The organism is Nitratireductor sp. ATLC21, assembly GCF_057196525.1.
On the sequence record NZ_JBXUOU010000002.1, the window covers coordinates 398,398 to 419,118 of the forward strand.

At 58.5% G+C, this 20,721-nt stretch carries 19 protein-coding genes and 1 pseudogene; 10 read left to right on the forward strand and 10 right to left on the reverse strand.

Features of this window, described 5'->3' with window-relative positions:
• Positions 1–2 precede the first annotated feature (2 nt).
• The 5 genes from AC2CHD_RS09570 to AC2CHD_RS09590 form a co-directional block, all read right to left on the reverse strand.
• Positions 3–980 carry a hydroxyacid dehydrogenase gene (locus AC2CHD_RS09570; protein ID WP_484553491.1) on the reverse strand — a complete coding sequence of 326 codons (978 nt, stop codon included), beginning with the start codon at positions 978–980 and terminating at the stop codon, positions 3–5.
• Positions 973–2,274, reverse strand: a complete 1,302-nt coding sequence (locus tag AC2CHD_RS09575) for a Zn-dependent hydrolase (RefSeq protein ID WP_484553492.1) — start codon at positions 2,272–2,274, stop codon at positions 973–975. The genes AC2CHD_RS09570 and AC2CHD_RS09575 overlap by 8 nt, the downstream gene beginning before the upstream one ends.
• Positions 2,271–3,068, reverse strand: coding sequence for a maleate cis-trans isomerase family protein (locus tag AC2CHD_RS09580; protein WP_223019581.1), 798 nt, complete (start codon positions 3,066–3,068; stop codon positions 2,271–2,273). The genes AC2CHD_RS09575 and AC2CHD_RS09580 overlap by 4 nt, the downstream gene beginning before the upstream one ends.
• Before the next feature lie 23 nt (positions 3,069–3,091).
• A complete protein-coding gene (locus AC2CHD_RS09585; RefSeq protein ID WP_484553493.1) occupies positions 3,092–3,886 on the reverse strand; it encodes an HpcH/HpaI aldolase family protein in 795 nt (264 codons plus the stop codon).
• Between the two features lie 172 nt (positions 3,887–4,058).
• Complete coding sequence (locus AC2CHD_RS09590) at positions 4,059–5,015, reverse strand: tripartite tricarboxylate transporter substrate binding protein (protein ID WP_484553494.1); 957 nt, start codon at positions 5,013–5,015, stop codon at positions 4,059–4,061.
• Positions 5,016–5,261: 246 nt separating this feature from the next.
• On the opposite strand from AC2CHD_RS09590, the gene AC2CHD_RS09595 reads away from it, so the two are divergent.
• Positions 5,262–5,921, forward strand: a complete 660-nt coding sequence (locus AC2CHD_RS09595; protein WP_229450507.1) for a GntR family transcriptional regulator — start codon at positions 5,262–5,264, stop codon at positions 5,919–5,921.
• A gap of 38 nt (positions 5,922–5,959) precedes the next feature.
• On the opposite strand, the gene AC2CHD_RS09600 is transcribed toward AC2CHD_RS09595, so the two are convergent.
• Positions 5,960–7,180, reverse strand: coding sequence for a pyridoxal phosphate-dependent aminotransferase (locus AC2CHD_RS09600; protein WP_484553495.1), 1,221 nt, complete (start codon positions 7,178–7,180; stop codon positions 5,960–5,962).
• 105 nt (positions 7,181–7,285) lie between these two features.
• Here AC2CHD_RS09600 and AC2CHD_RS09605 point away from each other — a divergent pair, with 105 nt between their 5' ends.
• A complete protein-coding gene (locus tag AC2CHD_RS09605) occupies positions 7,286–8,200 on the forward strand; it encodes a LysR family transcriptional regulator (protein WP_484553496.1) in 915 nt (304 codons plus the stop codon).
• Here AC2CHD_RS09605 and AC2CHD_RS09610 read toward each other — a convergent pair.
• Positions 8,156–8,926 (reverse strand): aspartate dehydrogenase domain-containing protein, encoded by a 771-nt coding sequence (locus tag AC2CHD_RS09610; protein WP_484553497.1) that lies wholly within the window; start codon positions 8,924–8,926, stop codon positions 8,156–8,158. The two genes, AC2CHD_RS09605 and AC2CHD_RS09610, sit on opposite strands and share 45 nt — an antisense overlap.
• Before the next feature lie 733 nt (positions 8,927–9,659).
• Between AC2CHD_RS09610 and AC2CHD_RS09615 the strand changes: the two genes are divergently transcribed.
• Positions 9,660–9,935, forward strand: coding sequence for a hypothetical protein (locus AC2CHD_RS09615; protein ID WP_484553498.1), 276 nt, complete (start codon positions 9,660–9,662; stop codon positions 9,933–9,935).
• Positions 9,936–10,506: 571 nt separating this feature from the next.
• Positions 10,507–10,671, forward strand: a pseudogene (locus AC2CHD_RS09620) (transposase); the annotation flags it as partial.
• A 135-nt stretch (positions 10,672–10,806) separates the two neighbouring features.
• Here the strand turns inward: AC2CHD_RS09620 and AC2CHD_RS09625 are convergent.
• Entirely contained in the window at positions 10,807–11,685 is an 879-nt protein-coding gene (locus AC2CHD_RS09625; protein WP_484553499.1) for an NAD(P)-dependent oxidoreductase, read from the reverse strand.
• Between the two features lie 155 nt (positions 11,686–11,840).
• Between AC2CHD_RS09625 and AC2CHD_RS09630 the strand changes: the two genes are divergently transcribed.
• The 6 genes from AC2CHD_RS09630 (at position 11,841) to AC2CHD_RS09655 (ending at position 17,930) form a co-directional block, all read left to right on the forward strand.
• Positions 11,841–12,770, forward strand: coding sequence for a PdxA family dehydrogenase (locus tag AC2CHD_RS09630; RefSeq protein ID WP_484553500.1), 930 nt, complete (start codon positions 11,841–11,843; stop codon positions 12,768–12,770).
• Between the two features lie 43 nt (positions 12,771–12,813).
• On the forward strand, positions 12,814–14,133 hold the full coding sequence (locus AC2CHD_RS09635) for an ABC transporter substrate-binding protein (RefSeq protein WP_229450516.1): 1,320 nt from the start codon (positions 12,814–12,816) through the stop codon (positions 14,131–14,133).
• Positions 14,134–14,269: 136 nt separating this feature from the next.
• Positions 14,270–15,127 carry a carbohydrate ABC transporter permease gene (locus tag AC2CHD_RS09640; protein ID WP_484553501.1) on the forward strand — a complete coding sequence of 286 codons (858 nt, stop codon included), beginning with the start codon at positions 14,270–14,272 and terminating at the stop codon, positions 15,125–15,127.
• Complete coding sequence (locus AC2CHD_RS09645) at positions 15,124–15,957, forward strand: carbohydrate ABC transporter permease (protein WP_484553502.1); 834 nt, start codon at positions 15,124–15,126, stop codon at positions 15,955–15,957. Before AC2CHD_RS09640 ends, AC2CHD_RS09645 begins: the two co-directional genes overlap by 4 nt.
• Before the next feature lie 19 nt (positions 15,958–15,976).
• Positions 15,977–17,152, forward strand: coding sequence for an ABC transporter ATP-binding protein (locus AC2CHD_RS09650; RefSeq protein WP_229450521.1), 1,176 nt, complete (start codon positions 15,977–15,979; stop codon positions 17,150–17,152).
• A 73-nt stretch (positions 17,153–17,225) separates the two neighbouring features.
• A complete protein-coding gene (locus tag AC2CHD_RS09655; protein WP_484553503.1) occupies positions 17,226–17,930 on the forward strand; it encodes a GntR family transcriptional regulator in 705 nt (234 codons plus the stop codon).
• On the opposite strand, the gene AC2CHD_RS09660 is transcribed toward AC2CHD_RS09655, so the two are convergent.
• Both AC2CHD_RS09660 and AC2CHD_RS09665 read right to left on the reverse strand, forming a co-directional pair.
• Positions 17,916–18,872, reverse strand: a complete 957-nt coding sequence (locus AC2CHD_RS09660) for an amidohydrolase family protein (RefSeq protein WP_484553504.1) — start codon at positions 18,870–18,872, stop codon at positions 17,916–17,918. The two genes, AC2CHD_RS09655 and AC2CHD_RS09660, sit on opposite strands and share 15 nt — an antisense overlap.
• A complete protein-coding gene (locus tag AC2CHD_RS09665) occupies positions 18,869–20,662 on the reverse strand; it encodes an apiosidase-like domain-containing protein (RefSeq protein ID WP_484553505.1) in 1,794 nt (597 codons plus the stop codon). Before AC2CHD_RS09665 ends, AC2CHD_RS09660 begins: the two co-directional genes overlap by 4 nt.
• Between the last annotated feature and the right edge of the window lie 59 nt (positions 20,663–20,721).

The window sequence follows — 20,721 nt, forward strand, 5'->3', positions numbered from 1 at the left end:
TTTTATGTTTTTCTGCGTTTTTCCCAGACAGCGGCGTCGACGAGGCTCTCCGGACGTTTGTCTGCCAGCGCATCGACAATGTGCTGCGCGCAGGCAAGAGCCGTGGCTTTCAACGCATCTTCGGTAGAGCCTGCGACATGCGGCGCGAGCACAATGTTTCGAAGCCCTGTAAGCGGCGAGCTTTCATCCAGTGGCTCCGGGTCGAAGACATCAAGGCCCGCTGCGCGGATCACCCCGCTCTCGAGCGCTTCAGCCAGAGCAGCTTCATCGATGAGCGCACCGCGCGCCGTGTTCACCAAAATGGCGTGAGGCCGCATTTTACGCAGGGTTTCAGCGTTGATCATGTGGTGCGTATCGGGGCGGGCGGGTCGGTGCAGCGAGATCACGTCGGAGCCCTCCAGAAGGGCATCCAGCGTTGCCACCGGCTCGAAACCATTGTCGCGAATGGCACCATCGTCAGCGGAAGGCGACCAGACAAGGACCTTCATCGCAAAACCATTCTTTGCGATCTCGCCAAGCAACCGGCCGATGGTGCCGAAGCCGGCAATACCGAGCGTCTTGCCAGTCAACTCGCTCATGCCGCCTTCGAACTTGAAGCGGAAATTGCCGTTTCGCGCTGCATGATCGGCCTCGACCGTGCGCTTCGCGCAGGCGAGGATCAGCATCATCCCGTGTTCGGCGACGGAACGGGCATTGGCCGTTGGCGTGAAAGAGATCGGGATCCCGAGTTCCGCGGCGTGCGCGACGTCTATCTTGTTGGTGCCTATGCCGTGATTGGCTATGATTTTCAGGTTCTTAGCGCTGTTCATCGCCTCGGCGTTGAGCCCGGCATCGCGCGTGATCAGGGCATCGGCCGTTTCGATTTCGGCTGCGACCGTTTTCATGTCCTGAGCGCTTGCGCGCCGAACCCTTATTCCCGCAGCCTCAAGCGCTTCTTCGCCGGCGGGGTGGATCGGCTGGACAATCAGGCATTCAGGCATGTGAGGTGTTCTCCATCGGTTGGCAGTCCCTGAGCATTGGCGGTTCTGCATCCATAGCAGCTCCCAGAAGGCGGGTGGCGACCGCGAAATCGGCCATGTCCATTGCTTCTTCAGGGTTGTGGCTACCGTTGTGATTGCGTACGAAAATCATCGCAGAGGGGATGCCTTGAAGAGCAAACGTCGCCGTATCGTGCCCGGCGCCGGAAGGCATAACGCGCGCGTCAATTCCGAGCGCTTCAGCCTTGTCCATCATTTCGGAAATCAGTTCGGCATCCATGGGTGCTGGCGTGCTGGCGGTGCGCGGTCCCAGGTCGAAACGTGTGGATGTCTGCTGCTCGACATTTGCGACCTCGCGCAAAACGACGCTCTCAAATGCGTCAAGAGTCTGCGCACTGGCGGAACGCACATCGATGCTGAAATCGACGCGACCGGGAACCTTGCTGAAATCCGCCTGTTCGCCATCTGTCGAAAGCTGCCCGAATGTCAGCGCCAGATCAGCACCGTTCTCTTCAAACGCCGACCAGTGCGCATTCAAGCGTTCGATGAAGGCTGCGGCGGCCGCAACTGCGTCGTGGCGATGGGCCCGCGGCGTTGCGCCTGAATGGCTGTACACACCATTGATCCGGGCATGCCGGTAGCGGAAACTGCCGCGAATGCCATTGACAATACCGATTGGCTGATTGGATCCCACGAGCACCGGCCCCTGCTCGATATGCACCTCGATGAAACGGCTGACGGTTCGTGGATCAAGAAGACATGTACCCGATGCGAGTGCCCGAGGATCGCCTCCTGCCGCCTCGATTGCTTCGCCCAGTGTCACGTCCCGGTCGAAGCGCTTCAGCTCCAGCGCTTCGGCTGGAAGCTTTCCGAAAATGGCCTTGGAGCCCGGATAGGAAACCGGAAACCAGGCTGATTCCTCGGCGCGAATGGCGATGACGACGGTGTCGCACAGGGGCTTTTTTCCTGCTTGAAGCCAAGCTGAGAGCACGCTTATCCCGGCAATGACCCCGGCTGCGCCATCGAAATTGCCGCCACGGGGAACGCTGTCGAGATGCGAACCGGTCATCACGGCCGGCAGGGAACGATCCTCACCGGCAAGCGTGACATAAAGGTTCATGGCCGCGTCCGTGCGTGTTTCCAGCCCCAGGTCCCGGGCCGTCGACGCGATCAGATCATGCGCAAACGCCTCGCCCGCACCATAGCTGTCACGGGTGATGCCAACGCCGTCCGATGTGGCTTCGGCAAGTGTGTCGAACAGCTTCCGGGCAAGCGAAATGTCAGGCTCGACGGTCATTTCGAAGCCGCGGTGCCTGGCAGGTAGAAATCGGACTGGGTGATCGGATCGAGACACTCGCGCAGCAGCCGACCGTGTCCTTCGATCACGTCAGTAAGACCCATCAGGCGCAAACTCGCCCAGAAGCAGGCCTGGTTGGAGGTGATGACGGGTTTGCCAAGATCCTGTTCGATCTGCTCGATGACGTCGAGCGTGGCGAGGTTGGTGCAGGAGATGAAGATCGCTTCGGCATCGGGCCGGTCAATCATGCGGGCAAGACGATAGACCTGCTGCGGCGGAACCCGGCCGATGCCGCGCCGCTCTTCCTGTGTTTCGCCCAGCCGAAGGCCGTGCAGGCTGGTGCATTCGAAGCCGTAGTCTTCGAGAAACTGCTTTTCGCTCTCATTGACGAAATCCACATAGGGTGTTCCGACCGCGACCTTCTTGACACCGAGGGCATTGAGCGCGGCGATCACCGCGCCCGCCGTAGCGCAGGCCGGGGTGTTGGTTTGCGCCGACATGCTGTCGAGCAATTCCGGCATCGGGCACACGATCGATCCCGACGTGCAGCCATAGACGACGATGTCGACCTCGGCCGTGGCAAGGCGCTCGGCTGCTTGGGCCAGTGCATCGGCCATCTTGTCGTAGCTTTCCTGCGTGGCATTGCCGAGCAGCAACACCCGGTCGGTGTGGATCGTCACCCCTTCCGGTGCCAGCCGCCAGAATTCCGGTTCGTTGACCGTGTTGGTGGACGGCAGGATGAGACCGATTTTTCCGCGCCATCCATAGGCGCTGTACATGGAGACAGCTTTCATGCGTCTGGTTCCTTTGTCTGGCGTCAGCGTGAGGCCGCGGCCTTGAGCCCGGCGGCAAGCGGCGAAAACGTGTTGAAAATGGCGTTGGCGTCGTTGGAGAGCGGCATCCACTGGATCCCGCGATCGATCCATTTCTTGCCGGCTTCGATGGATTGGCAGGAAAAGCCCCAGGGGATGTTCTTCTGCGTGCAGACCTCGATCACCCGCTCGGTGGCTTCGTTCATCAATGGATGAGACACTTGGCCGGGAACGCCAAGATTCTGCGAGAGGTCGTCGGGACCGATCATGATGGCGTCGAGCCCATCGACGTCACAGATTTCCGGCAGTGCATCGAGGCTGTCGCGTGTCTCGACCATTGCCACCATCAGTGTCTCCGCGTTGATGTGCGCGATCTGCTTGTCGGTGTCCTCGTAGCGCAGATAATCGGTGTGCGACCCGCGCAGGTTCAGGATGCGCTCGCCGCGCGGGTAGTATTTGGTCACTTTCATGATGGCCTCGAGCTGCTCGGGGCTGTCGATACAGGGCAGGAGCAGGCCTTGTGCGCCTGCATCCAGAAGCCGCGTCATGTCATGCGGCTTGTGGCCGTCGGGCCGAGCGATCGGCACGATGCCGGATGCCCGTGCAACCAGTGCCATCGCAGAAACGTCCGAGATCGAAAAATCGCTGTGTTCCATCTCCAGGAGAACGAAGTCGAGGCCGGTCGCAGCCAGAAGCCTCATCATTTTTGGATTGCTGACCAGGGTGGCCCAGGTGCCAAAAACCGGTTTGCCGTCGCGCAGCAATTTCTTGACGGGGTTGGAGGCAATTTCTTCGATCACTGTGTTCTCTCCGGATAGGCATGGGAGCCGGGAGCCTGGCGCTCCGGGCTTTGTGAGGTTCGGCTGGTCTGGTGGTGAACGACCGGTATCCCGCTATCGCGATGCGCTTGCGGTCGTTTGACGCGACCGGGAGCCGGAAGCGAGACGCCATATGGCGTCCCGCCTGATGCTTTTACTGGTTCCAGGGCGTGGTTTCCCAGAGTTCGTGGAAGCTTTTGTCCAGGCCCTCAAGGATCGAGACGTAACGATCTGATGGAATGAAGCGGGCCGGAAGATTGGCCTGTTTTGCGATCTTCAGATACTCTGGATCATCGCTGACTTTCTTGAGTGCGTCTTCCAGCTTCTCTCTGACCTCATCGGGAAGGCCGGCCGGTGCGCCAATGCCGCGCAGCGAACCACCGATCACCGGATAGCCCGCGGAAGCGAAGGTCGGAACGTCCGAAGCCATCGGCGAAGCTTCGTCGGCCATCACGCCGAGGATGCGCCAATCCGTCCCTTCGGAGAATGTCAGAGCCTCACCAAGATTGGCCGTCGTTGCCATGATCTCGCCGGAAAGCAAAGCGTTGCGACCGGCCGAGGAGCCATCAAAGGGGATTGGCAGCAGGTCGATGCCGGCAGCCTGCTCCAGCAGCAGAGTGTTGATGTGGCCGGCCGAGCCCGCCCCCTGTGTTGCAACCGTAACGCGGCCGGGCTTTTCCTTTGCAGCGGCTACCAGATCCTCGATCGAACCGATGTCGCTCGACCCGAGAACGTTGATGGTGCCGGGGTCTTCGGCCATCGCAGCGAGGAAATCAAAACTGTCTAGCGAGAACTGAGCCTCACGCTCGATCGGTATCGTGATGATGCCAGGCGTGTTGATGATGCCAATCGTGTAGCCGTCGGGGTCGGAACTTGCGAGTTCGGAAAGTCCGATCTCACCGCCAGCACCGGGGCGGTTCACGACAACGACAGGTTCTCCCAGTTCCTTTTCCAGAAATTGAGCGACCGTGCGTGCATTGAGGTCCGTCCCTCCTCCGGCGGAGAAGGGAACGATCAGCTTGATCTGCCGGTCCGGATATTCGGCAACGGCAGGCGTCGCGGCGATACCGATCGCCATGGCGGCGATCAGGGCGAGAGGTTTGAAGGTCATGTGGTTCCCCTGTGTCTTCGGTCTGTTGGCACTCGGCTTCTTCGGCAGATGTGCGGTTTGATTTTCGGGCGCGGCTCAGCCCGATGGAACAAGAATATATATTGCCGATACGCTGTCAATATATTAAGTGAATATCGGAGGATTGAGGATTGAGTGCAATTTGGAGGTTGTGCTCTTGCACTGCTGCACGAGCCGATAGATACCAGGGCAGGCGGGGCGGAGTGTTGCCAGCCGATGGGGGATGAGATGGCCAATCAGGCAGAAACGAGACTGGCCGAGGATGCCTATAACCGCATTCTCGCGCACATCATGTCCGGCAAGCTGGCAGCCGGCACTGTCATCCAGGAAAAGGTTCTGGTTGAGGAGCTCGGCCTTTCGCGCACGCCCATGCGGGACGCACTCTTGATCCTCGAAGGCGAGGGGCTTCTGGTGCGCGAGAGCCGGCGTGTGGTGCGGGTCTTGTCGATGGATCTCTCGCACTATGTCGAGAATCTCGCGATCCGCCGCCTGCTTGAATGCGAGGCGGCGGCACTTGCGGTGGGCCGAATACCCGAAGACTCTCTCGATCGTATGAAAGCCGAGATCGAGACGCTTATGAGCAATCATGAAGCCCGCATGCCGGCTGGACGTGAGGCGGTGCGTCGGATCGACGAGGAGCTTCACCGGACCATCGCGGAAGCGGCGGGAAATCGGCAACTTGCCGAGATTGTTGCGGGGCTGCGCCGCAAGACACACATCTTCGATCTCAAGAACATGCCGGAGCGGTTTCTCGAGACTTGCCGGGAACATCTGGCGATCATTGAAGCGTTGCGCCCGGATTCCGAGCCTGACGCTGCGCGCCAGGCAATGTACCGCCACATCAACGCGATCCGGGAAAGCATTGTGCGCCGCCTGCTTCAGAATTGAACGATGCAAACGGTGCACAGCGATCTTCTCCGATGCCGTCAGGCGCGATAGCGCTGCACCAGTGTCGCCAGTCGCTCGATGGCTGCCACTGAAGCGGCATGATCCTGCGAAAAGTTCAGACGGATGCTGTCGGCACAATGGGGGCTGAACTCGGTGCCGGGGGTAACGATCACACCGGCCTGAAGGCGCAATGCCTTGATGAAATCGCCAGGTGCCACCGTCAGTTCGGGTAGGCGGGCAAACAGATAGCTGCCGGCCTGTGGCACGCGGAGCGTGCATCCGGGGATACCGCGAAAAAGCGTCACAAGATCATCGCGAATCGCCTGATGGCGGGCGATGCGCTCTTCCATCCATCCCTCGGGCTCGTTGAACCATGTCTTGAGCACCGCCTGCGAATAACCGGCCGCCCGGAGCGAAACGATGGCCTGCAGTTTCTCCATGCGGTTGATGATGGTTTTTGAGCCGAAAGCGACCCCCAGACGATAGCCGCTCAACGATTCTGTCTTCGAGGGCCCCATGATCGTGATGACATTTTCAGACGCCGTGCTCACAGCGCGCAAGTGCGTGTAGGTCACGCCCTCATATCTGAGACGGGAATAAAGCTGATCGACGATGACTGTGGCGCCGTATTGCTCCGCGAGAGCTGCAATCCGGGACACTTCCTCCGGCGAGTAGACGACACCTGCCGGGTTGTTCGGATTGGAAAACAGGAAGAGTTTCACGCCGGATTGGAACGCCGCTTCAAGCTCCTCCAGGTCGAGACCGGCCTCGTCGGGCCCAGCCTCGCCATAGCGAAGCTGGACCGGAACGATTTCACCGTCAAAGAAGGTGACAAGTTTCCTGTTCGCGAAATAATCCGGCTGGACGATCGCAACCTTGTCTCCCCGCGAGACGGTCGAGGCAATGGCCAGAAAAAGCGCCCCTTGCGTGCCTGGCGTTATGATCAATCCGTCGCGGGCATCCACGTCGGCGCCGGTAAAATCCGCAAGCCGGGGAGCCAGCTCGTCGCGGATATCGAGCGCCCCGCGATATTCCGTATAGGCCTGTGAGCCGCCGCGCGTGACACCGGCGGAGAATTCATCGAACGCGCCCGGAGTTGGCTCATGGGCATCGACGTCCCCATGGGAGAAGTCGACGCGCTGTCCCTCAAGCATATCGCCTTTCAGGTAGCCGTCATCGAGCTTCGCGGACTGCCGCACCTCCTGACCCGGCGCATTGTCCGTTTCCAGCTTTCTGAACTTCTTCTCAATTTCCGACATGGGGGTTCCCTGCGATGAACTGGCGATATTCGGCAGGGAGTTTAAAGCGGCAAAACGATAGAAAAACCTATTTTTTCTTGCTTCAAAAGATGCAAAAAACATCGAATGGATATTCGCTTTCTCGAAACCTTTCTGGCGATCGTGGACTGTGGCTCGATTGCCGAGACCGCCCGCAGAACAAACAAGACGCCGGCGGCGCTTTCCCAGCGCATTCAGGTTCTTGAGCAGGAGCTTGGCCACAAGCTGATAATCCGTTCGGGACGGACCGTGCAGCCGACGGCGGCGGGTCTTGCCGTGCTTGAAAGGGCGAGGGAGCTCGTGGAAAAGGCGCGTGACCTCAGCGCACTTGCTGCAAATGGAGCGCCAGCCGGCCAATTGCGTATCGGTGCCACCTCAACCGCCCTGATCGGTCTCATGCCGGACATCATCACAATGCTGAGCGATCGGTACCCGGCCATCGATTATTTCGTTCAGCCTGGTTCATCGTCCGAACTCTACCATCGCGTGATTGCCGGGGAGCTTGATGCCGCTCTGATCGTCCGGCCTGACTTTGCACTGCCCAAAGCCATGGGCTGGAGCACGATCCGCGAAGAGCCGCTCGTGTTCATCGCCCCGCATTCCCTTCCCGAATTGCCCCCGCACGCCCTTATAGCCTCTCAGCGGTTCATTCTCTATGACCGCAACCAGTGGGGTGGGCAGATCGTGGCGCGCTATCTGGCGGAGAACGGACTTGCGGTTCGTGAGTGGCTGGAGCTCGACGCGCTCGATGCAATTGCCGCGCTGGTCAGCCGCGGCCTGGGTGTCGCCATCGTTCCCGATTGGGCACCGCCTTGGCCAGAGGGTCTGACGCTGCGAAAGGTCCTTCTGCCTTCCGGCGGGGTCCGGAAAATAGGCATCTTGTGGCGGCGGACCGGTGCGCGCGCGGCTGCTGTTGATGCCTTTGTTTCTGCGTGCCGCGATGTCTCCCTGCGCCACTCAGACGGCAACGATCCCGCCGCCGCCGAGAATCCGGCGAACTGAGCCGATCGCTGAATGTGGCGTGTAGGAGCCCGTCACGCCGCCGAGGGAACGGGAGGAGACACGAATGTCCCACGACAATCCCGGTCCACTTACCTCAATCTGGTGTTCCATTGTGGGAAGGTCAGGAACAGCAACAATCCGGCTGACCGTCCGGTCAAATCCCAGACCCGCAAGGGCAATGGCCGCGTGAACATTCACGTTGCGGGGAAAGCGGGCGCAGGCCTCGCGTGTCGCGCCTTCAAACATCAATCCATCGGCCTTGGGGTCGATGCCAAGGCTCTTCCCGCTCTTCGTGGTTGTTACGGTCACTTGCTCGATGGCCGCCCGGCCATCGGCAATGCCATCTAGGGAAAGGATGGCGCCGTGCGGCACGTAAAACGCGCTGCCGTGCCGGGCCGTGATGGAGCGAACTTCCTCTTCGGTCTCGCGTCTGGCCATGGCCGTGCTGGAAAAGGCGCAGAAGTCGGCAGATCGAAGAAATCGCGGAGCAAGCTCCTGAACGACCGAAGGCATGGCCGCCTCGACAACGAGATCGACCGGCCGCGAAAGAGCTTCGCTCGCGTCATCGATGACGATACCGTCGGCCAGGTTGAAGCCTGTCATCCGATGGACGTTGGAAACAAGAACGAAAGCGATTTCTGTGTCCGCGGAATTGTCGATCTCGCGGATGACAGCGCCCCCGATCGCGCCAGCGCCAATGATGCCAATTCGTTTCTTGTCACGCATATCTCAATTCCTTGGGGGCTGTCTTGCCGCGAATGACGGGGCAACGCACCTCTGTGAGGCCCGCGCCGGAAGGCTGGATAGGCATTGGTAGGCGAGGCGGCCTTGAAAGCCAAGCTTGTGGCTTGCTGGAATTTCAGCCCCGACAAGCACACGCAACTTCGGTTCGCAGCGCAGCCAAGGAGCGTATCGTGAAAGATATCATCGTGAACGCCTCCGCGCGGGGTTGAAGGTTTATGACGCATTCGGGTTCAAAAATGCCAATCAATCAGTCCTTGCGATTGGCGTATGATTCCGGTTCAGACGTGTTCGAAGAATGTCCTACCATCCGCCAGGGATCCAGCGCGCACACGACCCACTCACAAACCCGCTTGACGCCGGGCTTAAGGTCGCGGATTAATGCGCGCTGCGCGGGTATGATGTAATGGTAGCCTGTCAGCTTCCCAACTGTCGCCGCGAATTATTATCCCATATTTATCAGTATGTTATAAATTCCTTCGTGCCTTGGATTGCGCTTGGAATTCTGGCCTGCAGGGAAGGAAGCGGCCCCAGTTTTCCTTTCGGAAAAATCCGGAAAAGCTTGTGGTCCCGGCGCGTTCATTGAGCCGGAGTTCTCTACCCGCCGGGCAAGCCTGCCGATAGTAATCGAACCACCTCGGAATCCTGCCAAGCCTTTTCCGTTGTCTGTTGTGATTAATCAGAAGGATGGTCGCTGCAGTCAAAAGGAGATTGTCAAATGGCAGCGAAGAAGCAGGAAGCAGAGAAGCAGTCGGTTGTTATCAGTGAAGACGATGCGAAGGCCATCGAGCAGGCAATCGCACAGGGTCAGGCATTGATTGCGCAGGGCAAGACCAAGGTCGATGCGTCGATGGCGATTTATCGCGCTCTGAACACTCAGCCGCAGGAAGCGGTTGTTTCAGCGGTGAGAGAGGGGGCGGGCCTGACACCCAAGGGTGCATTGACATATTGGTACAATCGTCGCCGAAAATACGCCAAGGAAGTAAAGGGCTGATCGGCCCAATCGAGGGTAACAGAGTGGATTATATAGAAACCCAAGAATATACGGCCTGTTACCCTTTTAAAAAATAAATAATAAAAATATAAAATGAACAAATCTCCTTCAATGAGTGAAGGTATTCATAATTGAAAACTATTTTATTATTATCGGGCGCTGCGAATTTAATCGCGTAATTTAATTGGTTTGTTTGCCTCTCCGTTGAGAAATCAATTTCATCTTCTCGTAGCTCCCGTCATCTATTCGATAGGCATAACCGGTTTTCCCATCCGCAGTCGTCTTTCTTGACCGCTGCTTCAAACCAATCTCTTTGAGGAAAAAAACAAGCTGACTGAATAGCTTCGACCGATAATCGCTGCGCAAATCATGTGCGAAATTGATCCTATAGCGATGCTTATTCTCGTCAAGGAACGCGACAAACCCTCCATGTTGGATGAGGGCAGTTCTTTCGTGGTGTCAAATTCCCCCTCTCGGTATGGGCCGAACAATTCCATCACTTCTTGATTGGCCTGCTGCCGGTTTCGTGGACACCGAGATAACGTGTTTTTGACGAAGCCGGAGTTTGTGAATGCAGAGAAGGAAATTCAGCCGCGAGTTCAAGCTTGAGGCGGTGAGACTGGTCAAGGAACGAGGCGTGTCGGTCTCCCAGGCTGCCCGCGACCTTGATCTCCATGAGAATGTGCTGCGCAAATGGGTCAGGGAATTGGGCGCTGACCCGCGGCATGCGTTCCCACTCTTCAAGGGTCTGAAAAAGCTGGTTCGAGCTTTCTCCTGTGAGGCCCACCAATCACTCGCGGTCCATTCCAAGGACATGGTTTGCGTTTGATCCCGGAGAGATGGTTTACACACTTTCCGGAGCGTATGAGATTTACTTGTAGAGTTTGCTGATCGAGGCAGTTTCATCGTCGCCGTGTCCGGCCTCCACATAATCTGCATATCGCTTCCTGGCGAGCTGGACGATTGGCAGCGCGAGGCCGAGACGTTTGATTTCCGCTTCCACATTCTTGAGGTCTTTGGCCATTTGCGAGGCTTTGCTCGCGACAGGCACAAAGTCCTGTGCGTCAATCTTCGGATAGGCATATTGCAGCAGAGCGCTGTCTGCATGTCCGCCTGCTAGGCACTGCGGAAGCCTTTCCGCAGCGAGTCCGCTCTGAGTGGCCAGTCTGTGCACTTCCGCCATGAGAACATATCCGACGCCACAGATCGCCTGATTGATAACCTTGGCGGTCTGGCCCGCGCCCACCGGTCCCATCAATGTGGTGCGACCTGCATAGGCATCCATGAAGGGCGCCGCGCGCGCCAGCGTGTCCGGGTCGCCGCCCGCCATGATGGTCAGCTTGCCTTCGCGGGCATAACCGGGTCCTCCGGACACCGGAGCGTCGACCCAATCTGCGCCACAGCTGCTTTTCAGTTTCTCGGCTCGCGCCTGTGTCGGCACAGGCAGACCGGTGGAATGATCCACGATGAGATGTGATGGGTTCGCCGCTTCGGCAATGCCACGCTGTCCAAAGACCACATCATCCACCGCACGGTCATCGAGCACGCACAGAAATATGATGCCGGCCTGTTCCGCAACGGCGCGAGGATTTTCGGCGATCAAGACATCGCTCAACTGATCATACGCTTCGGGTTCACGGTTCCACACCACCAGGCGATGTCCGGCCTGCTGGAGCTTGTGCACCATGGGCAGGCCCATCATCCCCAGACCCACAAATCCGATCAGCGCTTTTTCCTGCCGCCCAGCCATCTCGCATCCTCCCTCAGAATTTTCTGGATAATTTATAATTACAGATTATAGTGATCACATCAATCACCTCGAAGTGTAAGTTTTGCCCCATGAATCAATCCATTCGCCCCATGATTGTGACCCTCGGTGACCGATACGGCATCGGACCTGAGATCGTGGCACGTACATTTATAGACAAGGGCGCTCCGGTGGAGGGAGGAATTGTCATCCTGGGGGATTGGGACGTGTTTCGTGATGCCGCGGCCCGGTTTGGCGGAAGCCGCGAAATCCCGCGCATCTCTCGCTTGTCGGAGTTTTGCGCAGATGGCGTGCGGTTTCTGGATCTACCGTTCGATGCACCGGTCGGACCGTTGGGGAAAGTGTCACGGGAAGCCGGAGCGGAATCACTGGCTGTTCTGGACTGGCTGACCGAAGCTGCGCGCAAGCGAGAGATTGCTGGCGCGGTTTACGGCCCGCTGAACAAGCAGGCGATGCGCGATGCGGGCCATCCAAGTGGTGATGAGCTCGAATACATCATGAAGAACATGCCCCAATGCGCGGATGCCGGGGAGATCAACGCACTGGAAGGTATGTGGACGGCACGCGTGACCAGTCACATTCCGCTGCGCGACGTGGCCGACGCAATCTCAGCCGATGGTATCCGCCGTGCTGCGAAGTTACTGGCCAACACGATGAGCGCGGCTGGCATTCAGGCACCGAAAATCTGTGCCGCCGGACTCAATCCACATGCCGGGGAGCAGGGCGTGTTCGGACGCGAGGAGATTGACGTGATCGCACCAGCGATCGCTGCCATGCGGGAGGATGGCTTCGATATCATCGGGCCAATTCCGGCGGACACCGTATTCGCCCAGGCCAGGGCGCAGGGCGCCAATGGCATTTTGACCATGTATCACGACCAGGGGCAGATCGCCCTGAAATTGATTGGGCTTGGCCGATCCGTGACCCTCATAGGCGGGCTGACCGTACCGTTCGCCACACCGGGCCACGGAACGGCTTTCGATATTGTGGGACAGGGGGTGGCGCGGCTGGACGGCCTGCGCGAGGCGCTTGCCCTGTGTCGCAAGATCTCCCGCAATGTGACCTGATAGTCAGGCGCGTTCCGGGGAACACAAAAGGGAGGAAGCAAGAATGAACGCAAAACTGAATGGTTTGAAGACGCTGACATCTGTTTTGGCTTTGAGCTTGACGGGAATGGTCGCCACGCCTGTGGCGACCGCCGAGGCACAGAGCGGCCTTTCCGGGGAAGCGCGGTACAGTTGGTGGGGCGGTCCGTCTCGAAATGAGAAAACCTACGATGTGATTGAGCTGTTCGAGAGCGAGAATCCGGGCGTCAGCATCGTGCGGGAGCCTTCGGACTGGAGCGGATATTGGCAGAAAGTGAATGTTCAGGCCGCAGGCAGCAACCTACCCTGTATCGTTCAGATGCAGAACCGCTGGCTCGCAAATTACGACGATCCCTCGATCCTGCTTCCGCTGGACGACCTCGTCGCTTCCGGCAACCTGGATCTCACCGGTATTCCCAAACCACTGATCGATTCCGGCCGTGGTGAGGACGGGAAGCTTTATATGGTGCCGACGGGCGTGTTCTTCTACGTGATGTTGATGAACCAATCTCTTGCAGAATCAACCGGCATTGCGCCCTTTGACCCTGACAGCGTGACGTGGGAGGAGTTCAAGACATGGCTCTTGGCGGTGAACGAGAAGCTGCCTGACGGGGTGGATGCTGCCGGTGGAATGCCCGTCTCGCCGGAGGCATTTATTGCCTATGTCCAGTCCCATGGGCAGAAGGTCTTTAGCGAGGGCGGTGTCGGATTTGACGAAGCCATCGTGACCGATTGGTTCAACTATTGGGAAGAACTGCGCAAGGCAGGCGCTGCTCAGGACGCGGATAGCCTTGTTGAAGAGCGCAGCGATCTGATCGAAGAGTCCGGCATCGCCAATGGCCGCCTCGTGGTGCAGCCGCGTCCGGCGAATCGCCTCGACGCACACCAGGCTGTGCTCGACACCGCCGCGCCCGGCAGCAATCTTGATATCGCCCTTTATCCTCTTGGCCCGGATGGCGCCGGCGAGGATGTCGGTATCAACGGCATCTCGATTGCGGCTGGCTGCGAAGCGGGCGCACGCGACATCGCGGTCGCCTATACGAACTTCTTCCTGCAGGACGAACGCGCCGCCAACATCTATTCTTCGGACAATGGCGTCGTGGCCGTCGATCGTTTCCAGGAAGCCCAATACAAGATGCCCGATGCGACCGATGGTCAGAAAGAGCAGATCGAGGCACTTCGTGTTGTGTCGAAGCGGGCCAAGGGTGTTTTCTACCCCACCGGCGCCTATCAGGCTTTGAAGGATTCTCTGCAGTCCGCCTATGAGCGTGTCGCTTTCGGGCGTTCGACCCCCGAGGAAGCAGCTGCGAACATGATCAACGAAATCAATCGCAACATGAAGTGAGACCGGTTCGGGCGCGCCACGGCGCGCCCGATACCCCTTCCCGACGCTCGAGGTAAGCATGAAGGATCAGCACGCCAGATCCCGGCGCAAGCGCCACAGGCTGACGCCACAACAAAGCGAAAGCCGCGCGGCTTACATGTTTCTGATGCCCTGGTTCATCGGTCTGGTCCTTATAACGATCGGACCGGTCATCGCATCGCTTTATCTGTCGTTTACCCGGTACAATCTGTTTTCGGCCCCGCAATGGGTGGGGTTTGAGAATTACATCGATCTCCTGTTCTGGGATCAGGTGTTCCACGATTCCGTGATCGCCACCGCGATATATGTTCTTTGCTCAGTGCCCCTGATCCTGATCGCGTCGCTCCTGGTGGCGGCCGTACTCAACCAGGGGTTGTCGGGCTTGGCGATCTATCGCTCGCTCTTCTACATCCCTTCCCTGATCGGCAGCAGCGTGGCCATTGGTTTTCTGTGGCTTCAGGTTTTCGGTGACGAAGGTATCTTCAACGATTTTTTGGGGTGGTTCGGCATTGCCGGCAAGAGTTGGGTCTCCGATCCATCCACGGCGCCAGCGACACTGGTTGCGCTGAATGTCTGGACCTTCGGAGCCTCGATGGTGATCTTCCTCGCGGGGCTGCGGCAAATTCCGGCCTCCTATTACGAAGCCGCCAAGATGGACGGAGCCAGCAGCATTGCGATTTTCCGTCGCATTACCCTGCCTTTGCTATCGCCGATCATCTTTTTCAATCTGATCCTGCTCACCATCCAGTCCTTCCAGGGTTTCACGCAGGCATGGATCCTTTCGCGTGGCACAGGAGGCCCTGCGAACTCCCTGATGCTTTACACCGTCTACCTCTACAAGCAGGCGTTCGAACAGCTCAACATGGGTGCTGCAACCGCCATGGCCTGGTTGCTCTTGCTGGTCATCGCACTGATCACCGGGGCCTTGTTCTGGTCGGCCAGGTATTGGGTCTTCTATGGAGATGACAAACAATGAGCCAAGTCAGACGCCTTGCCATGCATATGGGCCTTGTCGTGGCTCTGTGCGCGATGCTTTACCCCGTGGCCTGGATGATTTCCTCCTCGTTCAAACCGGAGGCAATGATATTCTCCTCGCCGGGTTTGATCCCCGAAATCGTGACCCTTGAGAACTACAGGAATGGCTGGTTCTCGCAGCGTGATGCGACCTTCGGTCTGTTTCTGGCAAACTCGTTCATCGTGTGCGGATTTGCCATCATCGGGAACCTGTTTGGCGCATCTTTGGCCGGCTATGCATTTGCCCGGCTGAAGTTTCCGCTGAAACGGCTCTGGTTCGCGATCATGCTCGGATCGATCATGCTGCCGATCCACGCGCAACTCGTGCCGCAATATCTGCTGTTTCTGAAACTGGGCTGGGTGAACACCTACCTGCCGCTGATCGTTCCCAAATTTTTGGCGACCGACGCGTTTTTCGTGTTCCTCATGGTGCAGTTCATGCGCACACTTCCGGCCGAACTGGAGCAGGCAGCAGAGATTGACGGGGCGACATTCTGGCAACGCTACTGGCGCATTGTTCTGCCCCTGTCGCTGCCCGCGCTCGTGACGACGGCCGTGTTCACGTTCATCTTCACCTACAACGATTTTCTCTCGCAGCTGATCTATCTGCAAGAGTTGAAGCACAAGACCGTGCCTCTTGGTCTCGCATTGTTTCTGGATGCGGGCGGCGGGTCGTCTTCATTCGGCGGGCTGATGTCGATGTCGGTGCTCTCGATAGGGCCGGTTCTGGGATTCTTCCTTGCATCACAACGGTTTCTCACGCGGGGCATCGCCACGCAGGGTTTGAAATAACATTCGGAAAGCAGGGCCAATGGGCGATCTGAAACTTGAAAGACTGGGTAAGGCCTACGGCACGTTTCATGCGGTGAAGGACCTGAGCATTGACGTAGCCGACGGTGAGTTTCTCGTACTTGTCGGACCTTCAGGCTGTGGCAAGTCAACAGCGCTACGCATGATCGCGGGGCTGGAAGACATCACCAGTGGCACGCTTCGCATCGGCGGGGAGGTGATGAACGAGGTGCGTTCGAAGGACCGCGACATTGCGATGGTGTTCCAGAACTACGCGCTCTATCCCCATATGACCGTGTACGACAACATTGCTTTTTCGTTGCAGATCCAGAAATACGACAAGGCCGAGACCGATCGACGCGTGAAGGATGCCGCGCGCGTTCTGCAGCTGGAGGATCACCTGAAAAGGCGGCCCGGTCAGCTCTCGGGCGGCCAGCGCCAGCGCGTGGCGATGGGGCGGGCGATTGTACGCCGTCCCGCCGTCTTCCTCATGGATGAGCCGCTTTCCAATCTCGATGCTAAACTGCGGGTGCAGATGCGCGCCGAGATTGCCGCTCTCCAGGACCGGCTGGGCGTTACCACGATATATGTCACGCATGATCAGATCGAAGCCATGACCATGGGGGATCGAGTCGCGGTCATGAAGGATGGTGAGCTGCAGCAGATCGGATCACCGGATGAAATCTACAACCGTCCGGCCAACACTTTTGTCGCGACTTTCATGGGGTCGCCCGCGATGGCGCTGCTCTTCGCAGACTTTGCTCTGGAAGGTGCGGGCGCAATGCTCAGGATCGGCAATCAGGAGCTGCGCATCGATGGGCAGATGTTGGAAAAGCGTCCGGATCTGCAAGGTTATAACGGCCGTCGATTGATCATTGGCATTCGTCCCGAACACATGGGAGATCCGGCAATGTCGACTGTTGCGCAAACCATCGAGGGAGATGTGTTTTTGCGTGAATCCCTTGGGTCGGACATCATGGTGCATTTTCAGATCGATGGAGAGGCGGCTCCGGTCGTATCGCCCGATACTTTGGAATCGCTGCCTGATGACAATTCGCAAATGCGCGCCACCTGCATTGCACGCTTCGACCCGCGCAGTGATGTGACTGTACCCGGCAGACGGACGATTGCGGTGGACGTTTCCGCACTGCATTTCTTCGACGCGGCGACCGGCGAAGCAATCTGGGGCGATGCGTGATTTGCGGCGTAAAAGCTTGTAAATCAGTGCTACTCTGGATATCTGGGCCAAAATCAGCATCGGGGTTTCCAATTTGAAAGCGCGCAAAATCGTTCGCCGTTCCCTGCATGAAGAAATTCTCGAGCAGATACGAGAGATGATTGTCGAGGGGCGATGGAGGCCTCGCGAGATCCTGCCTGAGATGCAGCTGACCGAAGAGCTGGGTGTGTCCAGAACGCCGCTGCGTGAGGCGCTCAAGGTCTTGTCTGCCGAAGGTCTGCTGGAGGTGCGGCCAAGGTCCGGGGCGCAAATCCGTGTGCTTTCGCCCGAGGAGACGCGCGCCCTGTTTGAAGCCGCTGGCATGATTGAATCCTCATCGGCCCGGCTCGCCGTCGATCGGGCCACTCCTGCGCAGATTGCCAGGATTGAGGAATTGCACCGGAAAATGCTCGTGGCGTACGAAAAAGGCAGGCGGGCCGATTACTTCGATCTCAACCAGCGCATTCACATGGCCATTGTCGGGGCCGCCGGAAACGACGTGCTGTCGGAGCTTCATGCGGGTCTGCTGATGCGCATGCGGCGCGTGAGATTTGCCTGTACGAACCGGGCGGAGGACTGGGACCTCGCCATAGAGGAACATGCCGACATGCTGAAGGCGCTGAAGGAGAAAGACGCCGATCAGCTGGCGTCTCAGTTGGATCACCATATGGAAAAAGGCTGGCAGCGGGTTCGCGAGTTCGTCCAGGACGAATACGAGCAATCCCAAAATGCGGCGGCCGCATCGTCAGCGCTCGACTGAAATCTCGCCGATATCCAGACCATAGGTGGCTGCAGCGCAGCCAGAGAATAGGCTGACAATGTCCGGGCGCGGCAGGTCATGCACGGCGCGCTTGTAGGCCGAAAACATCGCCGCAAATGATATGCACAGCCGATCAACCGGGAAGTTGCTCGCAAACATGGCGCGACCGGGGCCAAAGATCGTGATCAGTTCGCGCAGGATGCGGATGTTCTGCTCTTCTGGCCAGATGCCGAGAGCCAGCCCTATGCCTGAGAGCTTCACGACCGTGTTCTCAAGGTCCGCAAAACGGACGATTGCCGCGCGCCAGGCCGCCAGACCTTCGTCGCTGCGCTGAGCGGGCAATCCGCAATGGTTCAGGATGATCCTGGTTTTGGGAAAGTCGCGGGCCAGATCGGCTGCAGCGTCCAGGTGCCACCACGGGGTCTGCAATTCGAAATGCAGCGATGTGGCTGCCAGTCTGGCATATCCATCGCGCCACTTCGGGTCGTCCATGGAGCCGGCCGCTCCTCGCCGAGCTTCCTCTCTTGGAAGGGCCTTTGGCTTGTGGCGAACAGAGCGCACCAGAGGACGCCGGGCAAGCTCTTTGAGCTGATCGTCCAGGTCGTCGCCATCCAGCCAGATCTGCGCTGCCGCTGCCCGGGGCGCCACTTCCCCCAGAGAGGCAAGCCAGTCGATTTCCGCGCAGGCCATGCCATGTCGTGGTTCGGCTTCCATGTGGACATCCGCCACAATGCGATGGGCGCCATGATCGTGCCGGTAATCTTCCGGCAGGTAGTTCTTTCGGATCGCACCATAATTGCCATACCGGAATGCCAGAAAGGGCGGCGTTTGCAGCCACGGATAGGCCACGGGACCGCTCAGGTCCCAGTAATGGTGATGGGCATCGACAATCGCCAGATCACGCAGGAAGCTTACCGTTTCGGGATCGATTGTCCGGGTCAAGACGGGATCAGTTCCAGCATCATGCCCCAGTCGAGCGCAGGATCGGGGCTTTCGGGCAGTCGGATGAGTGCGCTTTTCTCCACCATCAGCTCAACGGGATCAGGCAACCACGCCCCGGACCTCGGGTCAAACCACGTGGCACGGTAGCGGTCGAACTGTTTGGTCAGCCCGCGCATATAGGTTTCGGTCGCGCAGTTCGCTTCAAAATACAGAAGGAACCATGATCTGTCTTTTGCACCGGCGCAATAACTCCACCCCTCATAGCCCATGGGATTGGCTGTCCTGTTGGGAATGATGTGTTCTGCCTCGGGCACGAGCTCGCGATAGGCGGTTCCCTTGACCATGGCGAAGGTCTTGAGGTGCCTGACTGTCTCAGCGGATGAGAATCTAAACCCTTCCCACATCATCACCTTGGTTCCCGGTTCGACGGAGGCCTGCCAGATCCCCTCGCACCCATAGAAATATCCTGCATAGCCACCCGATAGGAGACTGCCATACATGCCCGAGCGGACATACATGTCGTCCTCGGGGGTGTTTCCCGGCTTGCCATAGGGATAGGGAACGCTCAAACCCTCAAGGCCCGAATAATATGGTTCGCCGTTCAGGGCGGGAAGCGTGGGCTCGTGGTGAAAGATCTCGGTCAGATACCAATAGGTATAGTGCTCTCGCGAGTTTCCACTTTGATGCATGTCGATCCAGCGGCACTCGTCCGCTCCGCCAAAATTCACCAGAGAAGAAGGGCGTGAATTCGCTGACAGGATCGTGCCGAAGGGAGGCTTGCCCCACCGGTCAATCACCAGATTGCAAGGCGCGTTGTATTCGCGGCTGGGAATGGTGTTTTCGTAGAGGTCATAGTGGATCGGGCTGAAGATCGCATTGTGCGCCTGATAGCGGCAGAACACATAGTGGATGAAGCGGGCATAGCTTTCTGGAAAGTCGTGATGCTTCTTCCACATCGGACCGGTGTCGCGGCGCGCCACCTCGATGAAGGGCACGATGCCCATCTCGAACAGGATATCCATCTTCTTGTCGAGCGTCTTGAAATAGTCCGGGTTCACCCGATCATAGTCGGGCACCACATCCTCGAACCCAGGCACTTTGCCGGGAAACAGAAAGGGGCGCTCTCCATTGTCGTCATGCATGGATTTGGCAAACCCTTCCGGGGTGGGCCAGGTGTGCCGCACGCAATCGCCATCCGCATCAAAAAGATTGTGGGGTTTTCCGTCCTCGTTCCAGCATGGCTGGGCGGCGATCAGTCCGACGGAGTTGAACCCCTGCACCTTGCGAAAGCGGATGTAGTCCGCGATCGAAGCGTCGGGCCCGAGGCCTCGCGATGTATCGTCTTTTGGCAGCGGAAAGCGAAAGCTTGGGACCGCCCACCAGGTGTCGGCGATCATGAAGAAGGGCGTGCCGTCGGCATATTCCAGGCCTCTTCTGTCTGCCGTCACCCGGATCATCCCACGCCGGTTCGGGTTTTCAGTCAGGGCATCGGCGCTTTGGCCATTGGCGGTGAAAGTGCCCTTCAGCCCCTCGATAGCCCTGTCTCCGGTCGAGGAACCCGCTCGCCATGACCAGGTGCCTGGCCGCGGCGCGCACAGGCGCACGACGAATTCGGCGCCACCGTTCCAGAACCCATAGACCCTTCGCGAGAACCCCGGCCCCGACAGGTCAACCCATACCTCGGCATCGCAATAAGGATCAGCGGGTGGAGACGCCATGTGGAACACCAACTGATGAGGTTCCCAGACGGGGATTGTCGGGCTCGAAGAAAGGTCGATGGATGCAGTCACAAAAAGGCCTCGCGCAACATGATTTCTGTAATTACTAATTATACACTTGACCTCTGTCA